The 15151-nt window shown below is 71.7% G+C and carries 15 protein-coding genes; 5 read left to right on the top strand and 10 right to left on the bottom strand.

Features of this window, described 5'->3' with window-relative positions:
- Positions 1-72 precede the first annotated feature (72 nt).
- Positions 73-813, bottom strand: coding sequence for a hypothetical protein (locus ACWEJ6_RS04795; RefSeq protein ID WP_358283294.1), 741 nt, complete (start codon positions 811-813; stop codon positions 73-75).
- 190 nt (positions 814-1003) lie between these two features.
- On the opposite strand from ACWEJ6_RS04795, the gene ACWEJ6_RS04800 reads away from it, so the two are divergent.
- The 3 genes from ACWEJ6_RS04800 (at position 1004) to ACWEJ6_RS04810 (ending at position 3741) form a co-directional block, all read left to right on the top strand.
- Positions 1004-1876 (top strand): PfkB family carbohydrate kinase, encoded by an 873-nt coding sequence (locus ACWEJ6_RS04800; protein WP_452421282.1) that lies wholly within the window; start codon positions 1004-1006, stop codon positions 1874-1876.
- Between the two features lie 191 nt (positions 1877-2067).
- The gene (locus ACWEJ6_RS04805) at positions 2068-3057 is read left to right on the top strand and encodes a LacI family DNA-binding transcriptional regulator (protein ID WP_387668163.1); all 990 of its coding nucleotides are present in this window, start codon (positions 2068-2070) and stop codon (positions 3055-3057) included.
- A 48-nt stretch (positions 3058-3105) separates the two neighbouring features.
- Entirely contained in the window at positions 3106-3741 is a 636-nt protein-coding gene (locus tag ACWEJ6_RS04810) for a hypothetical protein (RefSeq protein ID WP_452421284.1), read from the top strand.
- A 14-nt stretch (positions 3742-3755) separates the two neighbouring features.
- Here ACWEJ6_RS04810 and ACWEJ6_RS04815 read toward each other — a convergent pair whose 3' ends face one another.
- Positions 3756-4628 carry a LysR family transcriptional regulator gene (locus tag ACWEJ6_RS04815; RefSeq protein WP_452421286.1) on the bottom strand — a complete coding sequence of 291 codons (873 nt, stop codon included), beginning with the start codon at positions 4626-4628 and terminating at the stop codon, positions 3756-3758.
- Between the two features lie 82 nt (positions 4629-4710).
- Between ACWEJ6_RS04815 and ACWEJ6_RS04820 the strand changes: the two genes are divergently transcribed.
- A complete protein-coding gene (locus tag ACWEJ6_RS04820; RefSeq protein ID WP_452421288.1) occupies positions 4711-5472 on the top strand; it encodes an SDR family oxidoreductase in 762 nt (253 codons plus the stop codon).
- A gap of 24 nt (positions 5473-5496) precedes the next feature.
- Here the strand turns inward: ACWEJ6_RS04820 and ACWEJ6_RS04825 are convergent, their stop codons facing one another.
- From ACWEJ6_RS04825 to ACWEJ6_RS04850, 6 genes are read right to left on the bottom strand one after another with little or no spacing between them, the layout of a single operon-like run.
- Positions 5497-6393, bottom strand: coding sequence for an aminoglycoside phosphotransferase family protein (locus ACWEJ6_RS04825; RefSeq protein WP_452421290.1), 897 nt, complete (start codon positions 6391-6393; stop codon positions 5497-5499).
- Positions 6380-7375 (bottom strand): LacI family DNA-binding transcriptional regulator, encoded by a 996-nt coding sequence (locus ACWEJ6_RS04830; RefSeq protein WP_358283308.1) that lies wholly within the window; start codon positions 7373-7375, stop codon positions 6380-6382. Before ACWEJ6_RS04830 ends, ACWEJ6_RS04825 begins: the two co-directional genes overlap by 14 nt.
- 32 nt (positions 7376-7407) lie before the next feature.
- Positions 7408-8778 carry a GH1 family beta-glucosidase gene (locus ACWEJ6_RS04835; RefSeq protein WP_358283309.1) on the bottom strand — a complete coding sequence of 457 codons (1371 nt, stop codon included), beginning with the start codon at positions 8776-8778 and terminating at the stop codon, positions 7408-7410.
- Entirely contained in the window at positions 8775-9578 is an 804-nt protein-coding gene (locus tag ACWEJ6_RS04840) for a carbohydrate ABC transporter permease (protein WP_387668147.1), read from the bottom strand. Before ACWEJ6_RS04840 ends, ACWEJ6_RS04835 begins: the two co-directional genes overlap by 4 nt.
- The gene (locus ACWEJ6_RS04845) at positions 9575-10534 is read right to left on the bottom strand and encodes a carbohydrate ABC transporter permease (RefSeq protein ID WP_358283311.1); all 960 of its coding nucleotides are present in this window, start codon (positions 10532-10534) and stop codon (positions 9575-9577) included. The genes ACWEJ6_RS04840 and ACWEJ6_RS04845 overlap by 4 nt, the downstream gene beginning before the upstream one ends.
- Positions 10531-11826 (bottom strand): ABC transporter substrate-binding protein, encoded by a 1296-nt coding sequence (locus ACWEJ6_RS04850; RefSeq protein ID WP_397215273.1) that lies wholly within the window; start codon positions 11824-11826, stop codon positions 10531-10533. The genes ACWEJ6_RS04845 and ACWEJ6_RS04850 overlap by 4 nt, the downstream gene beginning before the upstream one ends.
- Positions 11827-12016: 190 nt before the next feature.
- Between ACWEJ6_RS04850 and ACWEJ6_RS04855 the strand changes: the two genes are divergently transcribed.
- Entirely contained in the window at positions 12017-12979 is a 963-nt protein-coding gene (locus ACWEJ6_RS04855) for an alpha/beta hydrolase-fold protein (protein WP_452421294.1), read from the top strand.
- On the opposite strand, the gene ACWEJ6_RS04860 is transcribed toward ACWEJ6_RS04855, so the two are convergent.
- Both ACWEJ6_RS04860 and ACWEJ6_RS04865 read right to left on the bottom strand, forming a co-directional pair.
- Positions 12963-13859 carry a serine/threonine-protein kinase gene (locus ACWEJ6_RS04860; RefSeq protein WP_364324978.1) on the bottom strand — a complete coding sequence of 299 codons (897 nt, stop codon included), beginning with the start codon at positions 13857-13859 and terminating at the stop codon, positions 12963-12965. The genes ACWEJ6_RS04855 and ACWEJ6_RS04860 overlap by 17 nt on opposite strands.
- A gap of 38 nt (positions 13860-13897) precedes the next feature.
- The coding region (locus ACWEJ6_RS04865) for an HsdM family class I SAM-dependent methyltransferase (RefSeq protein ID WP_452421297.1) at positions 13898-15151 on the bottom strand (1254 nt) is incomplete at its 5' end.

The raw sequence follows: 15151 nt of genomic DNA on the forward strand, positions 1-15151 counted from the left end.
TCCGGCGGCAAAAAGAATCCGGAAAAGCCGGAGGCCCGGCTCCCACCAGGGGAACCGGGCCTCGGCGATCAATCAGCGGTGGTGCCAGGAGCGGTAGACCTTGACGTAGTCGCGACGGCTCTCGGAGCTGTTGAGCTCGTCGTCACCCTCGAAGACGGCCTTGAACGTGCCGCTCTTCCAGGCGCGGGTCTTGGTGGCGAACTTGCCGCCCCAGGAGGTCTTGGCCGAGGCGACCCACTTCCAGCCGCTGGAGCCGTTGGCGCGGTAGTAGACGCTCACCTTCTCGCCGCGCAGACCCTCCCAGCCTTCGTCATCGACCTGAAGGCGACCGGAGAAGTAGATCGAGCGGCCCTGACGGACCTTGTAGGGGTCGGCCGTGAAGCGCGTGATGCGGGTGTCGGCCTTGCCCTTCTGGATCTCGACGTTGAAGAACGCGGAGTCGGTGGCGACCTGCTTGTTGTCCTTGTCGAAGGCCACGGCGGTGGCCTTCCACTTGCCGGCGAAGTCGCCCTCGTTGAACGGGACGGCGAAGCGCCAGCCCTCGAGGTCCTTGACGTCCTTGGCACGGAAGGTGCGGACGTCGCCCTCCGGCGACACGCTCAGCGTGACCTTCTGGACGTCGGAGCTGGCCCCGATGTCGAAGTACGCGGTGGTCTCGCTGCCGGCCTTCACCACGACCGGGTTGGGGGTGATGTCACGGATCTTGAGTTCCGTGGCGTGCCGGGTAGCGGTGGCGGAGGCGGCGCCCGCGCCGGAAACCAACATGGCCCCGCCGACGAAGGCGGTGATGATTCCTACTGCGATCTTTCTCATGAGGGTGCTGATTCCTCTCCCCGTATCGACTCGAAGCCGGCGCCGGGGCGCGCCGGCTTCCTCTACTACTTTGAGGCACGAGTTGGGGAAAAGGTTCGCTAAAGATACAGAAAATATTTGATCACGGTCCTAACCAGGACTTATGCGAAAAAATCATTCGGCGTAGTCGTGACCAACTACAGTCTGGCTCATGACGGACGTCTACGCGCTGGGAGAGCCGCTCGGGGTGGTCTCCAGCGGCCGGGTGCGGCACGAGAACGAGGCCAGGCTGGACGTCTGCGGCCCCGAGTTCACCCTGGTGATCGCCCTGTCCAGGCTTGGCCACCGATGCGCGTACGCCGCCCGGGTGGGGGACGACGAGCTGGGCGCCAGGGCGCTGACCGTGCTCAGGGGCGAGGGCGTGGACGTCGAGGACGTGCGGGTGGTCGAGGGGGCGCGGACCGGGATGGTGCTCAGAGAGGTGCGCGTCGGCCGCGAGCCGGTGACCGCCCAGTACCGCACCCGCTCGGCCGGGTCCCGGCTGTCGCCCGGCAACGTGCCGATGGACCGGGTGGGCGCCGCCAGGATGCTGCACGTGACCGGCGTCACGGCGGCCCTGAGCAGGGACGCCCTCGACGCCGTGCACGCCGCCATGAGCGCGGCGCGGACGGCCGGGGTGATGATCTCCTTCTCCGTCGACTACGTGCCCGAGCTGTGGCCCTCGGTCCGGGAGGCCGAGGAGGTGCTCGGCGAGCTGGCCTGCCGGTCCCACCTGCTCTTCCTCGCCCAGGACGAGCTGGACCTGGTCAAGCCGGCCCTCACCCCCGAGCGCGAGGTCGTGGTGGACCGGGGCGCCAAGGGCGCCAGCGTGCGCGCCGACCGCATGCGTTACGACGTGGCCGTCCCGCAGGTGCCCGTCGTGGACATGGCGGGCGCGGGCGAGGCGTTCGCGGCCGGTTACATCAGCGCCGCGCTCGACGGCCTGACGCCGCAGGAACGGCTGCACCGGGGCGCGCTGCTGAGCGCGGCGGCGATGACGAGTGTGAGCGACTGGCAAGGCTTGCCGTCCAGGGCGGAGCTGTGACGCATAATTTCGCAACCGCTTGACGTGATTGCGCAAACATTTGACTGGCCATTGTCGTGCGGCACCCCGCATTTCCGCCGTCCGATGCGCCGAAATCGCCGGAAAGGCCGTCGTGGGCGGGAGCGGGAAGGGACGGCGGAGGCTACGTAAGTGATCGCAAGCGCTTGCGCGCAAGGCCGTATAGTTTGCGCATGACGCGACGACTCGCAGAGGTGGCGAAGAAGGTCGGGGTGAGCGAGGCGACGGTCAGCCGCGTGCTCAACGGCAAGCCGGGGGTCTCCGACGCCACCCGCGAGGCCGTGCTGACCGCGCTCGACGTGCTCGGCTACGAACGTCCCACCCAGTTGCGCGGCGACCGGGCCCGCCTGGTCGGCCTGGTGCTCCCCGAGCTGCAGAACCCGATCTTCCCCGCCTTCGCCGAGGTCGTCGGCGGCGCGCTGGCCCAGCAGGGTTTCACCTCCGTGCTCTGCACCCGCACGGTCGGCGGCGTCTCCGAGGCCGACTACGTCGATCTGCTGCTCCAGCAGCAGGTCAGCGGCGTGGTCTTCGCCGGCGGCCTCTACGCCCAGGCCGACGCCTCGCACGACCACTACGAGCTGCTGCACGAGCGCAAGCTGCCGACCGTCCTGGTCAACGCGGCCGTCGAGCGGCTGGACTTCCCGCAGGTCTCCTGCGACGACGTGGTGGCCGCCGAGATGGCCCTGTCCCACCTGCGCGCGCTCGGCCACGAACGCGTCGGCATGGTGCTCGGCCCGAAGGACCACATGCCCTCCCGGCGCAAGCTGGAGACGTTCCAGGCCCGGGGCGGCGACCCGGGGCTCGTCGAGCACACGATGTTCTCCCTGGAAGGCGGGCACGCGGCCGCGTCCAGGCTGGTCAAACAGGGCGTGACCGGCGTGATCTGCGCCAGCGACCTGCTCGCGCTCGGCACGGTGAGGGCGGCCAGGCGGGCCGGCCTGGCCGTGCCGGGGGACGTCTCGGTCATCGGCTTCGACGACTCGGCGCTGATGAACTGCACCGAGCCGCCGCTGACCACGGTCCGCCAGCCGATCGACGCGATGGGCCGGGCCGCCGTCGACCTGCTGGTGGCCCAGATCGACAAGGCCGTGGTGCCCGCCGACGAGCTGCTGTTCGAGCCGGAGCTGGTGGTCAGGGCCTCGACGGCGCGGGCTCGCGGCTGACCTCGCCCTCACGTGCGCCGGGCCCCTACTTCCCGTACATTCGGGCGAATGTGGATCGAGCGGGCCAAAGGGCTCTACGAACGCGGGATCTACGCAGGGGACGACGCCGCGCTGGCCGCGTCCGACCGTGAACTGGACGCGGTCGAGGCCGCGTTGTGCCTGGCCAGGGGCCGGGTCCTGCACGTGCGCTTCGTGCAGGGTGGCGAGGCGGACCCGCGCGAGCTGCCGCTGTTCGAACGGGCCGGCGCGCTGTTCAAGGCGGTCGGCGACCGGCGCGGCGAGGGGGAGTCGGCGTTCTGGGAGGGCTGTTACCACCAGGTCGTCGCAGGCGATCTCGACCGCGCGCTGCCCCTCCTCCGGCGTGCCGGGGAACTGGCCGCAGAGACGGGGGACCTGGTCACGCTCGCGGAGGTGCTCAGGCACCAGGGGATCGCGGCCCACCGGTCCGGGCGGCTCGACGAGGCACGCGAGAGGCTGACGGAGTCGTCGCGGCTGCGCCGGGAGCTCGGGTCGCCGGCCGGGGTCGCGTCCAACCAGGTCGGGCTGATCCACATCGCGGTAGCCCAGGGGCGGCACGCCGAGGCCCTGGCGCTCGCCGACGAGGCCCGCGCCCTGGCCGAGTCGTGCGGCGCCGACCGCGTCGCCGCTCACGTCGAGGAGGCCCGCGCCACCATCCCGACCTGACCCTGGGCGCCGTGTCACGGGCACAGGCAGCGGACGAACTCCCGTACCAGCGTGCGCACCGACGGCCTGCGGTCGTCGCGCCGCCAGACGATGGCCAGCCTGCTCGGCGGCAGCCCGGTCACCGGCCGCGCCACCACGTCGTCGCGCCGGTAGAGCTCGGCGTTCCCGGCCGAGACCAGCGCGACGGCCCGCCCGGACGCCACCACCTCGAACGCCTCCTCCGCCGTCTCCGCCTCCGCCCCGACCAGCGCCGGGCCGGTGCGCCGGTCGGCGGCCAGCCAGAAGTCCCGCATCGGCCCCGCCGTGCGCGGCAGCGCGACGAACGGCTCGCCGGCCAGCTCGGCCAGCCCGACCTCCGCCCGCCCGGCCAGCCGGTGCCCGGCAGGCAGCGCCACCCACCGCTCCTCGGTGCTCACCACCGTCCAGTCGTAGAGGCCGTCGCCGGGGACGGGCAGCCAGGCGACGGCGACGTCCACCTGCCCGTCGCCCAGTCCCACGGTCGGGTCGGCCCAGCTGATCTGGCGGAAGCGCAGCTCCCACCCCGGCAGCGCCTCCACGATGGACGGCACCAGCCCCCGCCCGATCCGCGTCTGGAACCCCACGGTCAGCGTGCGATCCTCGCGCGCCGAGGCCACCGCGCGCCGCGCGTCCTCCCACTGCTCGATGATCCGCCGGGCCAGCGGCAGCAGCGCGGCCCCGGCGTCGGTCAGCGCGACGGTCCGCCGGTCGCGGTCGAACAGCCTGGCCCGCATGGACAGCTCAAGCTGCCTGATCTGCCTGCTCAGCGAGGGCTGGGAGATGAACAGCCGTTCGGTGGCCGCCCGCGTGAAGCTCAACTCCTCCGCGACCGCCACGAAATACCGCAGATCCCGGATATGGGCATCCATAGCAAGAAGCTATAACAGCCGGTCTTGGACGCCCGTGACGTCCCCGCCGCACGATGGAGCTCCACCGATGAAGGAGCACGTCATGAGTGAGTTCGCAGGCAGGACCGCGCTGGTCACGGGGGCCTCGCGCGGGATCGGACGGGCCGTGGCGCGCCGCCTGGCCGCCGGCGGCGCCCAGGTGATCGTCCATTACGCCACCAACGACGACCTGGCGAAGGAGACGGTCGCCGAGATCGAGACCGCCGGCGGACAGGCGTACGCGGTCAAGGCCGCCTTCGAGGACGGCGTGGACGCCCTGTTCGACGGCCTGCGCGACGACCGGCTGGACATCGTAGTGAACAACGCCGCCATCCTGGGCGGAGTGCTGAACTCGGTCACGCCCGAGCAGTTCGACCGGGTGTTCGCGGTGAACGTGCGGGCGCCGTACTTCGTCATCGAACGGGCGCTGCCGCTGCTGAACGACGGCGGCCGGATCATCAACGTGTCCTCGGCGGTCGTGCGCATCGCGCTGCCCGACGTCGTGTACTCGATGACCAAGGGCGCGCTGGACACGCTCGGCTTCACCCTGGCCCCGCTGCTCGGCCCGCGCGGCATCACCGTGAACACCGTCTCCCCGGGCGTCACCGAGACCGACATGAACGCCTGGCTGCGCGAGGACCACGACGGCGTCGCCGAGCGGCGTGTCACCGAGGTCACCGCGCTCGGCCGCATCGGCCGTCCTGAGGACATCGCCGACGCCGTGGCGCTGCTGGCCCGGCCGGACGCCGGGTGGATCACCGGCCACGTGCTCGACGCCACCGGCGGCTACTTCCTCGGCCCGGCGCAGGGCGTCGTGCCGGTCTGACAACGGGTCTGAGCACGGGCCCGGTCAGCGAGAACGGCCGGTGGGGTCGCGCAACCAGCCGTCGAGAACGGCGCGGGCGGCGGGCCGCTCCTCAGGGAAGCGCCGCGCCCTGACCAGCGTCCACAGGACGGCCTGCAGGGCCCGCGCCTCGGCGAACACCGCCAGGGCCGGGTCGCCGGGGTCGGCGCCGTAGGCGCGCACGGCCGCGCGGCCGTCGAGCCGCACGGTGCCGAGCAGGCAGGCCAGGTCCCAGCCCACCGGCCCGTACGTGGTCTCCTCGAAGTCGTTCCACAGCAGGCCGGCGGGCGTGACCAGCAGGTTGCCCGGATGGGCGTCGCCGTGCACGGCCTGCCCGCCGTCCGGCAGCCGGGCCGCCAGCCCGGCGCGGGCCTCGGCGAGCCGGGCCGACACCGCCGGCTCCAGGTCGGCGGAGAGCACCCGGAGCAGGTGCCCGGTCTCGTCGAGGACCGGGCCGAGGCGCGGCAGCGCGCCGGGATAGCCGCGCAGCGCCTCGTGCAGCTCGCGCAGCGCCCGGCCGAACACCTCGGGCGTCACCGGCCGCGACCCGTCGTGCTCGACGTGCCGCCAGAACGACACCAGCGCCCCGCCGTGCTCGTGCACCCGCGCGGGCAGCAGGTCGCTCGGCGGCACGACCGGCGCCCCCAGCTCGTGCAGGAACGACACGACCGCCAGCTCCCGCCGCATCGCCTCCTCGGGCCGGAGCCGGGCCAGCGCGGTGACCGTGGGCACCCGCGCCACGACCGGCGCCGGCCGCAGGTGGATCCGCAGGTTGTAGGAGTCCTTCAGCACGACGGGCTCGCGCACCGTGACGCCGTGCGCCTCGGCCACCGCGACGGCGGCGGCCACGGCCTCGCCGGCGGAGATCACCCGGGCGGCGCCGGCGGGCTCAGGCCGACTCACGGACCACCAGCTCGGTCGGCAGGATCACCGGCTCCCGCGAGCCGCCCTCGAACAGGCCGAGCAGCAGCCGGACCATGGCCGCCGCCTGCTCGGCGATCGGATGGCGCAGCGTGGTCAGCGGCGGCTCGGTGTACTTGGCCGCCTCGATGTCGTCGAACCCCACCACCGCGACGTCGTCGGGCACCCGCCGCCCGGCCTGGCGCAGCGCCTGGAGCGCGCCGACCGCCATCAGGTCGTTGCCCACGAACACGGCGTCGAGCGCGGGGTCGTCGCCGAGGAGCTGGCGCATCGCGATCGCGCCCGACTCCCGGGTGAAGTCGCCCACGGCCACGATCGAGCGGCGGTCGGAGTCGCGCAGCACGTTGCGGTAGCCGGTCAGCCGGTCCTGGCCGGCGATCATGTCCTGCGGGCCGGCGATCGTGGCGATCCTGCGCCGCCCGGACTCGACCAGGTGCCGGACGCCCGCCTCGGCCCCGCCCACGTTGTCGTTGTCGACGAACGGGATGTCGACCGGCACGGCCGGCCGCCCGTAGGAGACCACGGGCACGCGCAGGCGCGACAGCGCGGCCGGCAGCGGGTCGGCGCCGTGCATGGAGATCAGCATGACGCCGTCGACGTGGCCGCCCGAGATGTACCGCTCCACCCGGGCGTGGCTCTTGGGCGAGGAGGCCAGCATCAGCACGACCTGCTTGTTGACCGCCTCCAGCTCGTAGCTGGCCGACCTGATCGCCGTGGAGAACATCGGGTCCTCGGAGAAGACCCGGGTGCCCGGCTCGCTGACGACCAGGGCGACCGAGTCGGTGCGCTGGGTGACCAGGCTGCGCGCCGCCGAGTTGGGGATGTAGCCCAGCTCGTCGATGGCGCGCTGCACGGCGTCGCGGATGTGCGGCGCGACGGTCGTCTGGTTGTTGACGACCCTGGAGGCGGTCGCGCGGGAGACGCCCGCGCGGGCGGCGACCGCCTCCAGCGTCGGGCGTCTCATGACTGCACCAAGAGGGAGAGCACGGAAAAAATCTACAGGCCGTTCCTGCTGATCACGTCGCGGTACCACAGGGCGCTGTCCTTGGGCACCCGGGTCTGCGTCGCGTAGTCCACGTGCACGATGCCGAACCGGCGCCGGTAGCCCTCGGCCCACTCGAAGTTGTCCAGCAACGACCACACCAGGTAACCGCGCAGGTCGGCGCCCGCTTCGACGGCCCGGTGCAGCTCGCGCAGATGCCCGTCCAGGTACGCCACGCGCTCGTCGTCGTGCACCCGGCCGTCCTCGACCAGGTCGTCGAAGGCGGCGCCGTTCTCGGTGACCATGAGCCCGACCTGCGGATAGTCCTTCGAGAGCCGGACGAGCAGCCGGGACAGGCCGTCGGGCACGATCGGCCAGCCCATCGCGGTGACCGGGGCCTCCGCCGTGGTGAAGCGCACGCCGTCGGAGCCGGGCCAGGCGGCGTCGGCGGGCAGCCCCGGGCCCGACTCGACCACGCACGGGTTGTAGTAGTTGACGCCGACCAGGTCGATCGGCGCATTGATCAGCTCCAGGTCGCCGTCGTGGACGTGCGCCGTCCCGCCGTTGCGCGCCGCCGCCGCCAGGACCTCCTCCGGGTACCTGCCGTGCACCGCCGGGTCGAGGAACTGCCTGGTCAGCAGGGCGTGGACGCGTTCGGCGGCGGCCGCGTCCGCCTCGCCGGCGACCGCCGTGGGATCGTTGACCTGGGCCGGGGTGAGCACCGGCGCGGAGTTGACCACGAGCATGATGCTGCGCGCCCCCGCCGCCCGCAGCCGGCGCGCCGCCAGGCCGTGGCCGAGCAGCAGGTGGTGGGCCGCGCGCATGGCCTGGCCCGGGTCGCGGCGGCCGGGCGCGTGCACGCCGTTGCCGTAGCCGAGGAAGGCCGACACCCAGGGCTCGTTGAGCGTCGTCCAGTGGGTCACCCGGTCGCCGAGCCGGTCGTGCACGGCCTGGGCGTAGTCGGCGAAACGGTAGGCCGTGTCGCGGTTCGTCCAGCCGCCGTGGTCTTCGAGGGCTTGGGGAAGATCCCAGTGATAAAGCGTGACATAGGGCGAAATTTCGGCGGCTAGTAGTTCATCTACGAGCTTGTCGTAGAAGGCGAGGCCGCGTGGGTTGATCGGCCCCGCCCCCTCCGGCTGCACGCGCGGCCACGCCACCGAGAACCGGTAGGCCCGCAGCCGCAGCTCGCGCATCAGCGCGACGTCGTCCTTGTAGCGGTGGTAGTGGTCGCAGGCCACGTCACCGGTGTCGCCGCCGGCGACCTTCCCGGGGGTGTGGGAGAAGGTGTCCCAGATCGAGCGGCCGCGCCCGTCCTCCTTGACCGCCCCCTCGATCTGGTAGGAGGCCGTGGCGGCTCCCCAGACGAATTCCTCGGGAAACTTCATCCCTTAACAGCTCCTTGCATGATTCCACCGATGATTTGCCTGCCGAACAGGGCGAAGACCGCCACGAGCGGCAGGACGCCGACCGCCGTGCCCGCCAGGCCCAGCACGTAGTCGTTGACGTAACCGCTGGCCAGCGTGGACAGAGCCACCTGGACGGTCGGGTTGTCCGGGTTCAGCACGACCAGCGGCCAGAAGTAGTCGTTCCACGCCGACATGAACGTCAGCATGCCGAGCACGGCCGCCGCCGGCCGCGCGGCGGGCAGCACGACGTGCCAGAACAGGCCCCACGTCGTGCACCCGTCCACCCGCCCGGCCTCCAGCAGCTCGTCCGGCAGCGCCCGGGTCAGGTACTGGGTCATGAAGAACACCCCGAACGCGTTGACCAGCGCCGGCACGATCAGCGCGTAGTCCGTGCCGGTCCACTCCAGTTTCACCATGAGCAGGTAGAGCGGGATGATGCCGAGCTGGGCCGGGACCATCATGGTGGCCACGGTGATCACCAGCATGGCGTTCCTGCCCCGGAACCTCAGCTTGGCGAAGGCGAACCCGGCCAGCGTCGAGAAGAACATCACCGCGACCGCGATCGAGCCCGCCACGATGACCGAGTTCAGCAGCGCCAGCCCGAAGGGCACGGTGTCGAACACGCGGGCGACGTTGGCGAGGAGGTTCCCGCCGGGCAGCAGCGGCGGCGGGACCTCGGCCAGCGCCGAGTTGTGCCGCGAGGCCACCACGACGCTGTAGTAGAGCGGGAAGGCGGAGAAGAAGGCCACCGCGATGAGGGTCAGGTAGCGCAGTCTCATGTCGTGCCGCCCTTCACCCGGCGGCTGATCAGGAAGTTGATCCCGGCGGCGACCACCACGACCAGGAACATCAGCCAGGACGCCGCCGAGGCGTACCCGAAGTCGAACTTGGTGAAGCCCTGCTCGTAGACGAACAGCGCGAGCGTCTGGTACTGGCGGTCCGGGCCGCCGCTGGCCGCGCCGCCGCCCGCGCCGCTGCTCTGGCCGAACAGCAGGGGCTCGGCGATGATCTGCATCGCGCCGATCGTGGAGACGATGACGACGAAGATGATCGTGGGCCGGATCATCGGGATGGTGATCCGGCGCAGCTGGGTGAAGCTGCTCGCGCCGTCGAGGGTGGCGGCCTCGTACAGCTCGCGCGGTACGGCCTGCATGGCGGCCAGGAAGATGAGCGCGTTGTAGCCGGTCCAGCGCCACATGATCATCACGGAGAGCGCGATGTGCGAGGTCGCGGTGCCGGCCGCCCAGTCGATCTTCCCGATGCCGACCCAGGACAGCACCCAGTTGATCAGCCCGAAGTCGCGGCCGAAGAGCTGGCTGAAGATCACCACCACGGCCACCACGCTGGTGACGTTGGGCAGCAGCATCGAGATGCGCAGCAACGTCTGGAAGCGCAGCCGCCGGTTCAGCAGGTGGGCCAGCCAGACGGCCAGCAGGAGCTGCGGCACGGTGGACAGCACGCCGATGGACAGCGTGTTGAAGGTGGCGTTCCAGAAGTAGCCGTCGGCCAGCAGCGTCTGGAAGTTCTTCGCGCCGACGAACGTGTGCTCCTCCGACAGCAGGGTCCAGTCGTGCAGGCTCACCCAGGCCGTGTAGATCAGCGGGAACAGCCCGAAGGCGCAGAAGAGCAGGAAGAAGGGGGCGACGTAGGCGTACGGCGACACCCTCACGTCGAGGGTGTGCCGCACGCCACGCCGCCGGTGCCGGGCCGGCGCCGACAGCGGGAGCGTACTCATTTGATCTTCTGGACGTCCTGGAGGACCTGTGCCCACGCCTCGTCGGGCGTCTGCTTGCCCTGCTCGACCCGGCCCAGCCCGTTGCCGATCGCCACCCGGACGTCGGCCTCCTTGGGGCCGAGGTGCTGCGGCTTGAGCGCCTTGGCGGCGTCGGAGTAGATCTTGCCGATGGGGGCGTCACCGAAGAACGGCTTGGTGAAGTTCTGGATCGAGGGGTCGTCGTACAGCGACGGGATCGACGGGAACGTGCCCTCCTCCTTGAACACCTTGGCCTGGTTCTCCTTGGAGGTCAGGAAGTCGATCAGCTCGGCCGCCTCCTTCGGGTGCTTGCTCTGCTTGGGCACCATCAGGTGCGAGCCGCCGCTGTTGCCCGAACCGCCCGGCACGGTCGCGATGTCCCACTTGCCGGAGGCGTCCTTGGCCTGTTCCTGGATGAACCCGGTCATCCAGGCCGGGCAGATGATCGTGGCGAACGAGCCCTTGGCGAAGCCGGTGTTCCACGGCGGGGTGAAGGCGGCCAGCTTGGCGGTCAGGCCCTCCTGGGTGAGCTGGTTGGACAGGTCCCACGCCTTCTTCACGTCGGGGTTGCTATCCACGATGATCTTGTCCTGGGCGTCGTACAGGCCGACCGGGGCCTGGTTGACCATGGCGCGGAAGATCTCGCCGGGGGAGTCGACGAACTTGGCGCCGGCGACGTTCGCGGCGCCGAACTTCTTGCCGGTCTCGATGTACTGCTCCCAGGTCGGCCAGAGAGCGCTCACCGCGGCTCGGTCGCTCGGCAGCCCGGCCTTCTTGAACAGGTCCTTGCGGTAGCACATGGCCAGGCCGCCGACGTCGGTGCCGAGGCCGAGGAGCTGCTGCCCGTCCTTGCTGAGGCCCTGCTGCCACTTCCAGTCGAGGTAGTCGCCCTGGCGCTTGTCCAGCCCGTACTGCTTGAGGTCGACGAACTTGCCGGGCTGGGAGGTGAACGTGCTGATGTAGCCCACCTCGACGGCCTCGACGTCACCCGCGCCGGCGTTCGTGGCCAGGCGCTTGACCAGGTTGTTGTGGTGGTCGTTGAACTGGGTGACGGCCTCGGTGATCTCGATGTTCGGGTGGGTCTTCTTGTACTCCTCGTAGAGCGGCTTGAAGCCGAAGTCGCCGAAGAGGCCGATGGACAGCTTGATCTTCTCGCCGGGCTTGGCGCTCGCCTCGGTGGTGGGGCTGCCGCCGCCGCCACCGCAGGCCGTCGCCAGCGCGAGCAGGGACGCGGTGAGCACGGGCAGGGCGAGCCGCCGGACACGAGGGGTCATGGAAACCCTCCTGGGGGAGAACGGGGGATGTGAGAGAGCGCTCTCTCGCCAGATTCGCGGCCGTTACGCCGCACTGTCAACGGGGTCTGCATAACGATCGGCGTTACCAAGAGAGCGCGTTCAAGGCTGGTTGAGAGCGAGTGAGGTAGGGTGCTGCAACGTCCCCGACCGGACTGAGGAGCGGCCCGCCTTGACGAGCGACCTTCCGCCCGAGACCCTGCCGGGTCCGCGCCCCGGCGCGGCCGTCACGCCCGTCGTCACCCGGCTCGACGACGAGCACGACACGGTCACGTTCCTGTGGCACGGCCCCGCCCGCGAGGTGCGCGTCCTGGCCGGCAGGCTGCGTCCCGACGGCGCCGACGCCCTGCTGGAGCGCGGGCCGGGCCTGTGGAGCCGCACGTTCCGCGTGCGGCGCGGCTGGCGCGCCTCCTACCGGCTGCAGGTGGACGGCGCGCAGGTCGCCGACCCGCTCAACCCCCGCCTGTGGCGGGGCTTCTCGATCGCCGAGACGACCCCGTCCTCACCGTGGCTGGTCCCCGGCCGGCGCCGCCACCGGCTCGTCCGCGAGCCCGCCGGGTTCCGGTACGAGCCCGCGCTCCCGCCGGTCGGCTCGCTGGTCGCGCTCGACGGCGAGGAGTGGACCGAGGACCTGCCCGTCATCCTCGACAACCTCATAGCGGCCGGCCGCATCCCGCCGGTGCGGGCCTGGCTGGTCGAGTCGGGTCCCGAGCGCGTGGCCCGGCTCACCTGCGACCCCGGCTTCGTGGACGCGCTGCCCCACGACGGCTTCACCGTGATCGCCGGCCAGAGCCTCGGCGGGCTCACCGCCGTCTACGCCGCCCACCGGCATCCCGGCAGGTTCGCGGCGGCGGTGTCGCAGTCGGGCTCGTTCTGGTGGCCGGACGGCCCCGAGCCCGAATGGCTGACGGGCGAGCTGGCCAGGGGCCCGGTGCCGCGCGTGCACCTCCAGCTCGGCAGCCTGGAGGACGACGACATGCACGGCCCGACCGAACGGCTGCGGGCCGTCCTCGGCACGGCGGCTGACTACCGGGAGTTCGAGGGCGGCCACGACCGCTACTGCTGGCGCGACCGCCTGGGAGACGGCCTGATCGCCGCCTTCGCCGGGCTCCGGGGCACTACGTCCGGCGGCTGAGCACGCGGCCCACCATTCGGGCGTACATGCGGCCGGGGCTCGGCGCCTCGGTCAGGAAGCCGGGGAGCATCGGCAGCTCGACGGCGAAGGGGGCCAGCCGCTCGTACAGCTCGTCGGCGTCGGCCGGACGGTTCTCCGGCTGCTTCTCCAGCAGCTCGGCCAGCAGCGCGCCCAGCTCGTCGGGAAGCCCGGGGATGGCCGGCGGACGCTCCTTGACCTGCTGCTCGAACACCACGTAGTCGGTCGGCCCGGTGAAGAGCTGCCGCCCGGTCAGCATCTCGTGCAGGACGCAGCCGAGCGAGTACAGGTCGCTGCGCGGCTCGGCGACGCCGTGCTGGATCTGCTCGGGGGCCATGTACGCCGGCGTGCCGAGGATCTGGCCGATGCGGGTGAACGTGGTGACGTCGGCGTCCCGCAGCAGCGCCAGCCCGAAGTCGAGCACCTTGACGCTGCCGTCGGGGCAGAGCATGAGGTTGGTCGGCTTGAGGTCGCGGTGGCAGATCGCCAGGGCGTGGGCCGCCGACAACACCGCGCACGCCTGGGCCGCGATGGCCGCCGCCCACGGCACCGGCAGCGGGCCGTGCTCGCTGACCACGTCGGCCACGGTGACGCCCTCGATGAACTGCATCACCTGGTAGAGCCGCTGCTCGTGGGTGCCGAAGTCGTAGAGCACGGGCGCGCCCGGATGCTCCAGCCTGGCCAGGATGCGCGCCTCGCGGATGAAGCGGCGTTCCAGCTCGTGGTCGGGGCCGCTGGGCAGCCTGAGCAGCTTCACCGCCACCCTGCGGTCGAGGTGGCGGTCGTGTCCCGCGTAGACCGCGCCCATCCCGCCCTGCCCGAGGGGGAGGTCGTCGAGCTCATAGCGGTCGCCGATGACCATTCGCCCCTCCACGCAGCCTTTCGGGAAAAACTACACCGTCAGGACTGCGGGTGCAGATGACCGTCGGCCAGCCCGTCGAGGCCGAGCCTGATCAGCGTGCGGCCGAGGGTCGAGGTCTCGCGCAGCGCGTCCTCCAGCACGGCCAGTTGCCTGAACGCCTCCCCGTACGCCTTCTGCTCCTTCAGCGACAACCGCGGCACGCGGGTGCGGCGCACGTCGAACCTGCTGGACCCGGTGGTCACCCGGCCGCCCGCGGCCCGCAGGAAGCCGGCCAGGAAGTCGGGGTCGAGCCGGCGGGCGTCGACCCGGTAGAGGGTCAGGTGGGGGCCGAGCACCGCGCCGCCCTCGGCGATCACCCGCACCCCGGAGTAGGAGGCCACCACGTCGCCAGGACGGATCACGATCAGGCCGGGCTGCATGGTGGTCAGGCCGGAGGGCGCGCCGCCGCTCAGCACGTCGTCGGCCGTGAGCACGGCCACGTCGCCCCCGTCGGCGGCCATCTTGGGCGGCGCCTGGGACGTGCTCACCAGGCCCTCCTTGATCAGGTCGCCCAGCGTCGTGGACGGCTGGTCGAGCGGCTGGTCGAGCACCTTCAGGTCAGGCGGGACGGCCGCGGCGGCCAGGAACCGGTCGCGGGCCTGCGCGAAGGCCCGGCCGACGTCGTCGCGGCGCTGGTGGCGGGCCGGGGTCATGTCGACCTCGTCGGCCAGCAGGTCGATGATGCGCACGGTCTGGTCGGAGCGGTCGTCGAGGTAGGCCAGCCAGGCGGGCTCGACCGGCGTCAGGTCGGCCGTCGCGTCGAGGATGAGCACCTCCGACGGCGGCCGCTCGCCCGCCCTCGGCCGGCGCAGCAGCCACAGGTCGGAGCCGGGCAGCGCCACCACCGCGCGCAGCGCTCCGGCGCGCAGCAGGTTGGCCCTGATCCGGCGGCCCGCCTTGCGGCTCGCGGCGGCCGGCGGCATGAGCACGGCGACCAGGCCGCCGGGCCGGACGTGGGTGAGACAGTGCTGGACCCAGGCCAGCTCGGGCTCGCCGCGCGGCGGCAGGCCGTGCTCCCAGCGCGGGTCGCCGGTCAGCTCCTCGTAACCCCAGGCCCGCTCGTTGAACGGCGGATCGCACACCACGGCGTCGGCCTTGAGCTCGGGGAAGCCGTCGAGCCGCATGGAGTCGCCGGCCACGATGTCGGCCTCGATGCCGCGCAGCCGCAGGCGGGCGGCGGTGATGGCGGCCGAGGTCTCGCTGAGCTCCTGCCCGAGCACCCGGGCGGGCCGGCCCGGCGGCGGGTCGTCGCC

This window comes from Nonomuraea sp. NPDC004702 (genome assembly GCF_053601695.1).

Bases quoted from the DNA above. Each gene is read 5' to 3' on its own strand.
- ACWEJ6_RS04840 (WP_387668147.1), bottom strand. From the start codon at position 9,578: ATGAGACTGCGCTACCTGACCCTCATCGCGGTGGCCTTCTTCTCCGCC.
- ACWEJ6_RS04800 (WP_452421282.1), top strand. From the start codon at position 1,004: ATGACGGACGTCTACGCGCTGGGAGAGCCGCTCGGGGTGGTCTCCAGC.
- ACWEJ6_RS04835 (WP_358283309.1), bottom strand. From the start codon at position 8,778: ATGAAGTTTCCCGAGGAATTCGTCTGGGGAGCCGCCACGGCCTCCTAC.
- ACWEJ6_RS04810 (WP_452421284.1), top strand. From the start codon at position 3,106: ATGTGGATCGAGCGGGCCAAAGGGCTCTACGAACGCGGGATCTACGCA.
- ACWEJ6_RS04795 (WP_358283294.1), bottom strand. From the start codon at position 813: ATGAGAAAGATCGCAGTAGGAATCATCACCGCCTTCGTCGGCGGGGCC.
- ACWEJ6_RS04820 (WP_452421288.1), top strand. From the start codon at position 4,711: ATGAGTGAGTTCGCAGGCAGGACCGCGCTGGTCACGGGGGCCTCGCGC.
- ACWEJ6_RS04845 (WP_358283311.1), bottom strand. From the start codon at position 10,534: ATGAGTACGCTCCCGCTGTCGGCGCCGGCCCGGCACCGGCGGCGTGGC.
- ACWEJ6_RS04850 (WP_397215273.1), bottom strand. From the start codon at position 11,826: ATGACCCCTCGTGTCCGGCGGCTCGCCCTGCCCGTGCTCACCGCGTCC.
- ACWEJ6_RS04805 (WP_387668163.1), top strand. From the start codon at position 2,068: ATGACGCGACGACTCGCAGAGGTGGCGAAGAAGGTCGGGGTGAGCGAG.
- ACWEJ6_RS04860 (WP_364324978.1), bottom strand. From the start codon at position 13,859: ATGGTCATCGGCGACCGCTATGAGCTCGACGACCTCCCCCTCGGGCAG.
- ACWEJ6_RS04830 (WP_358283308.1), bottom strand. From the start codon at position 7,375: ATGAGACGCCCGACGCTGGAGGCGGTCGCCGCCCGCGCGGGCGTCTCC.
- ACWEJ6_RS04815 (WP_452421286.1), bottom strand. From the start codon at position 4,628: ATGGATGCCCATATCCGGGATCTGCGGTATTTCGTGGCGGTCGCGGAG.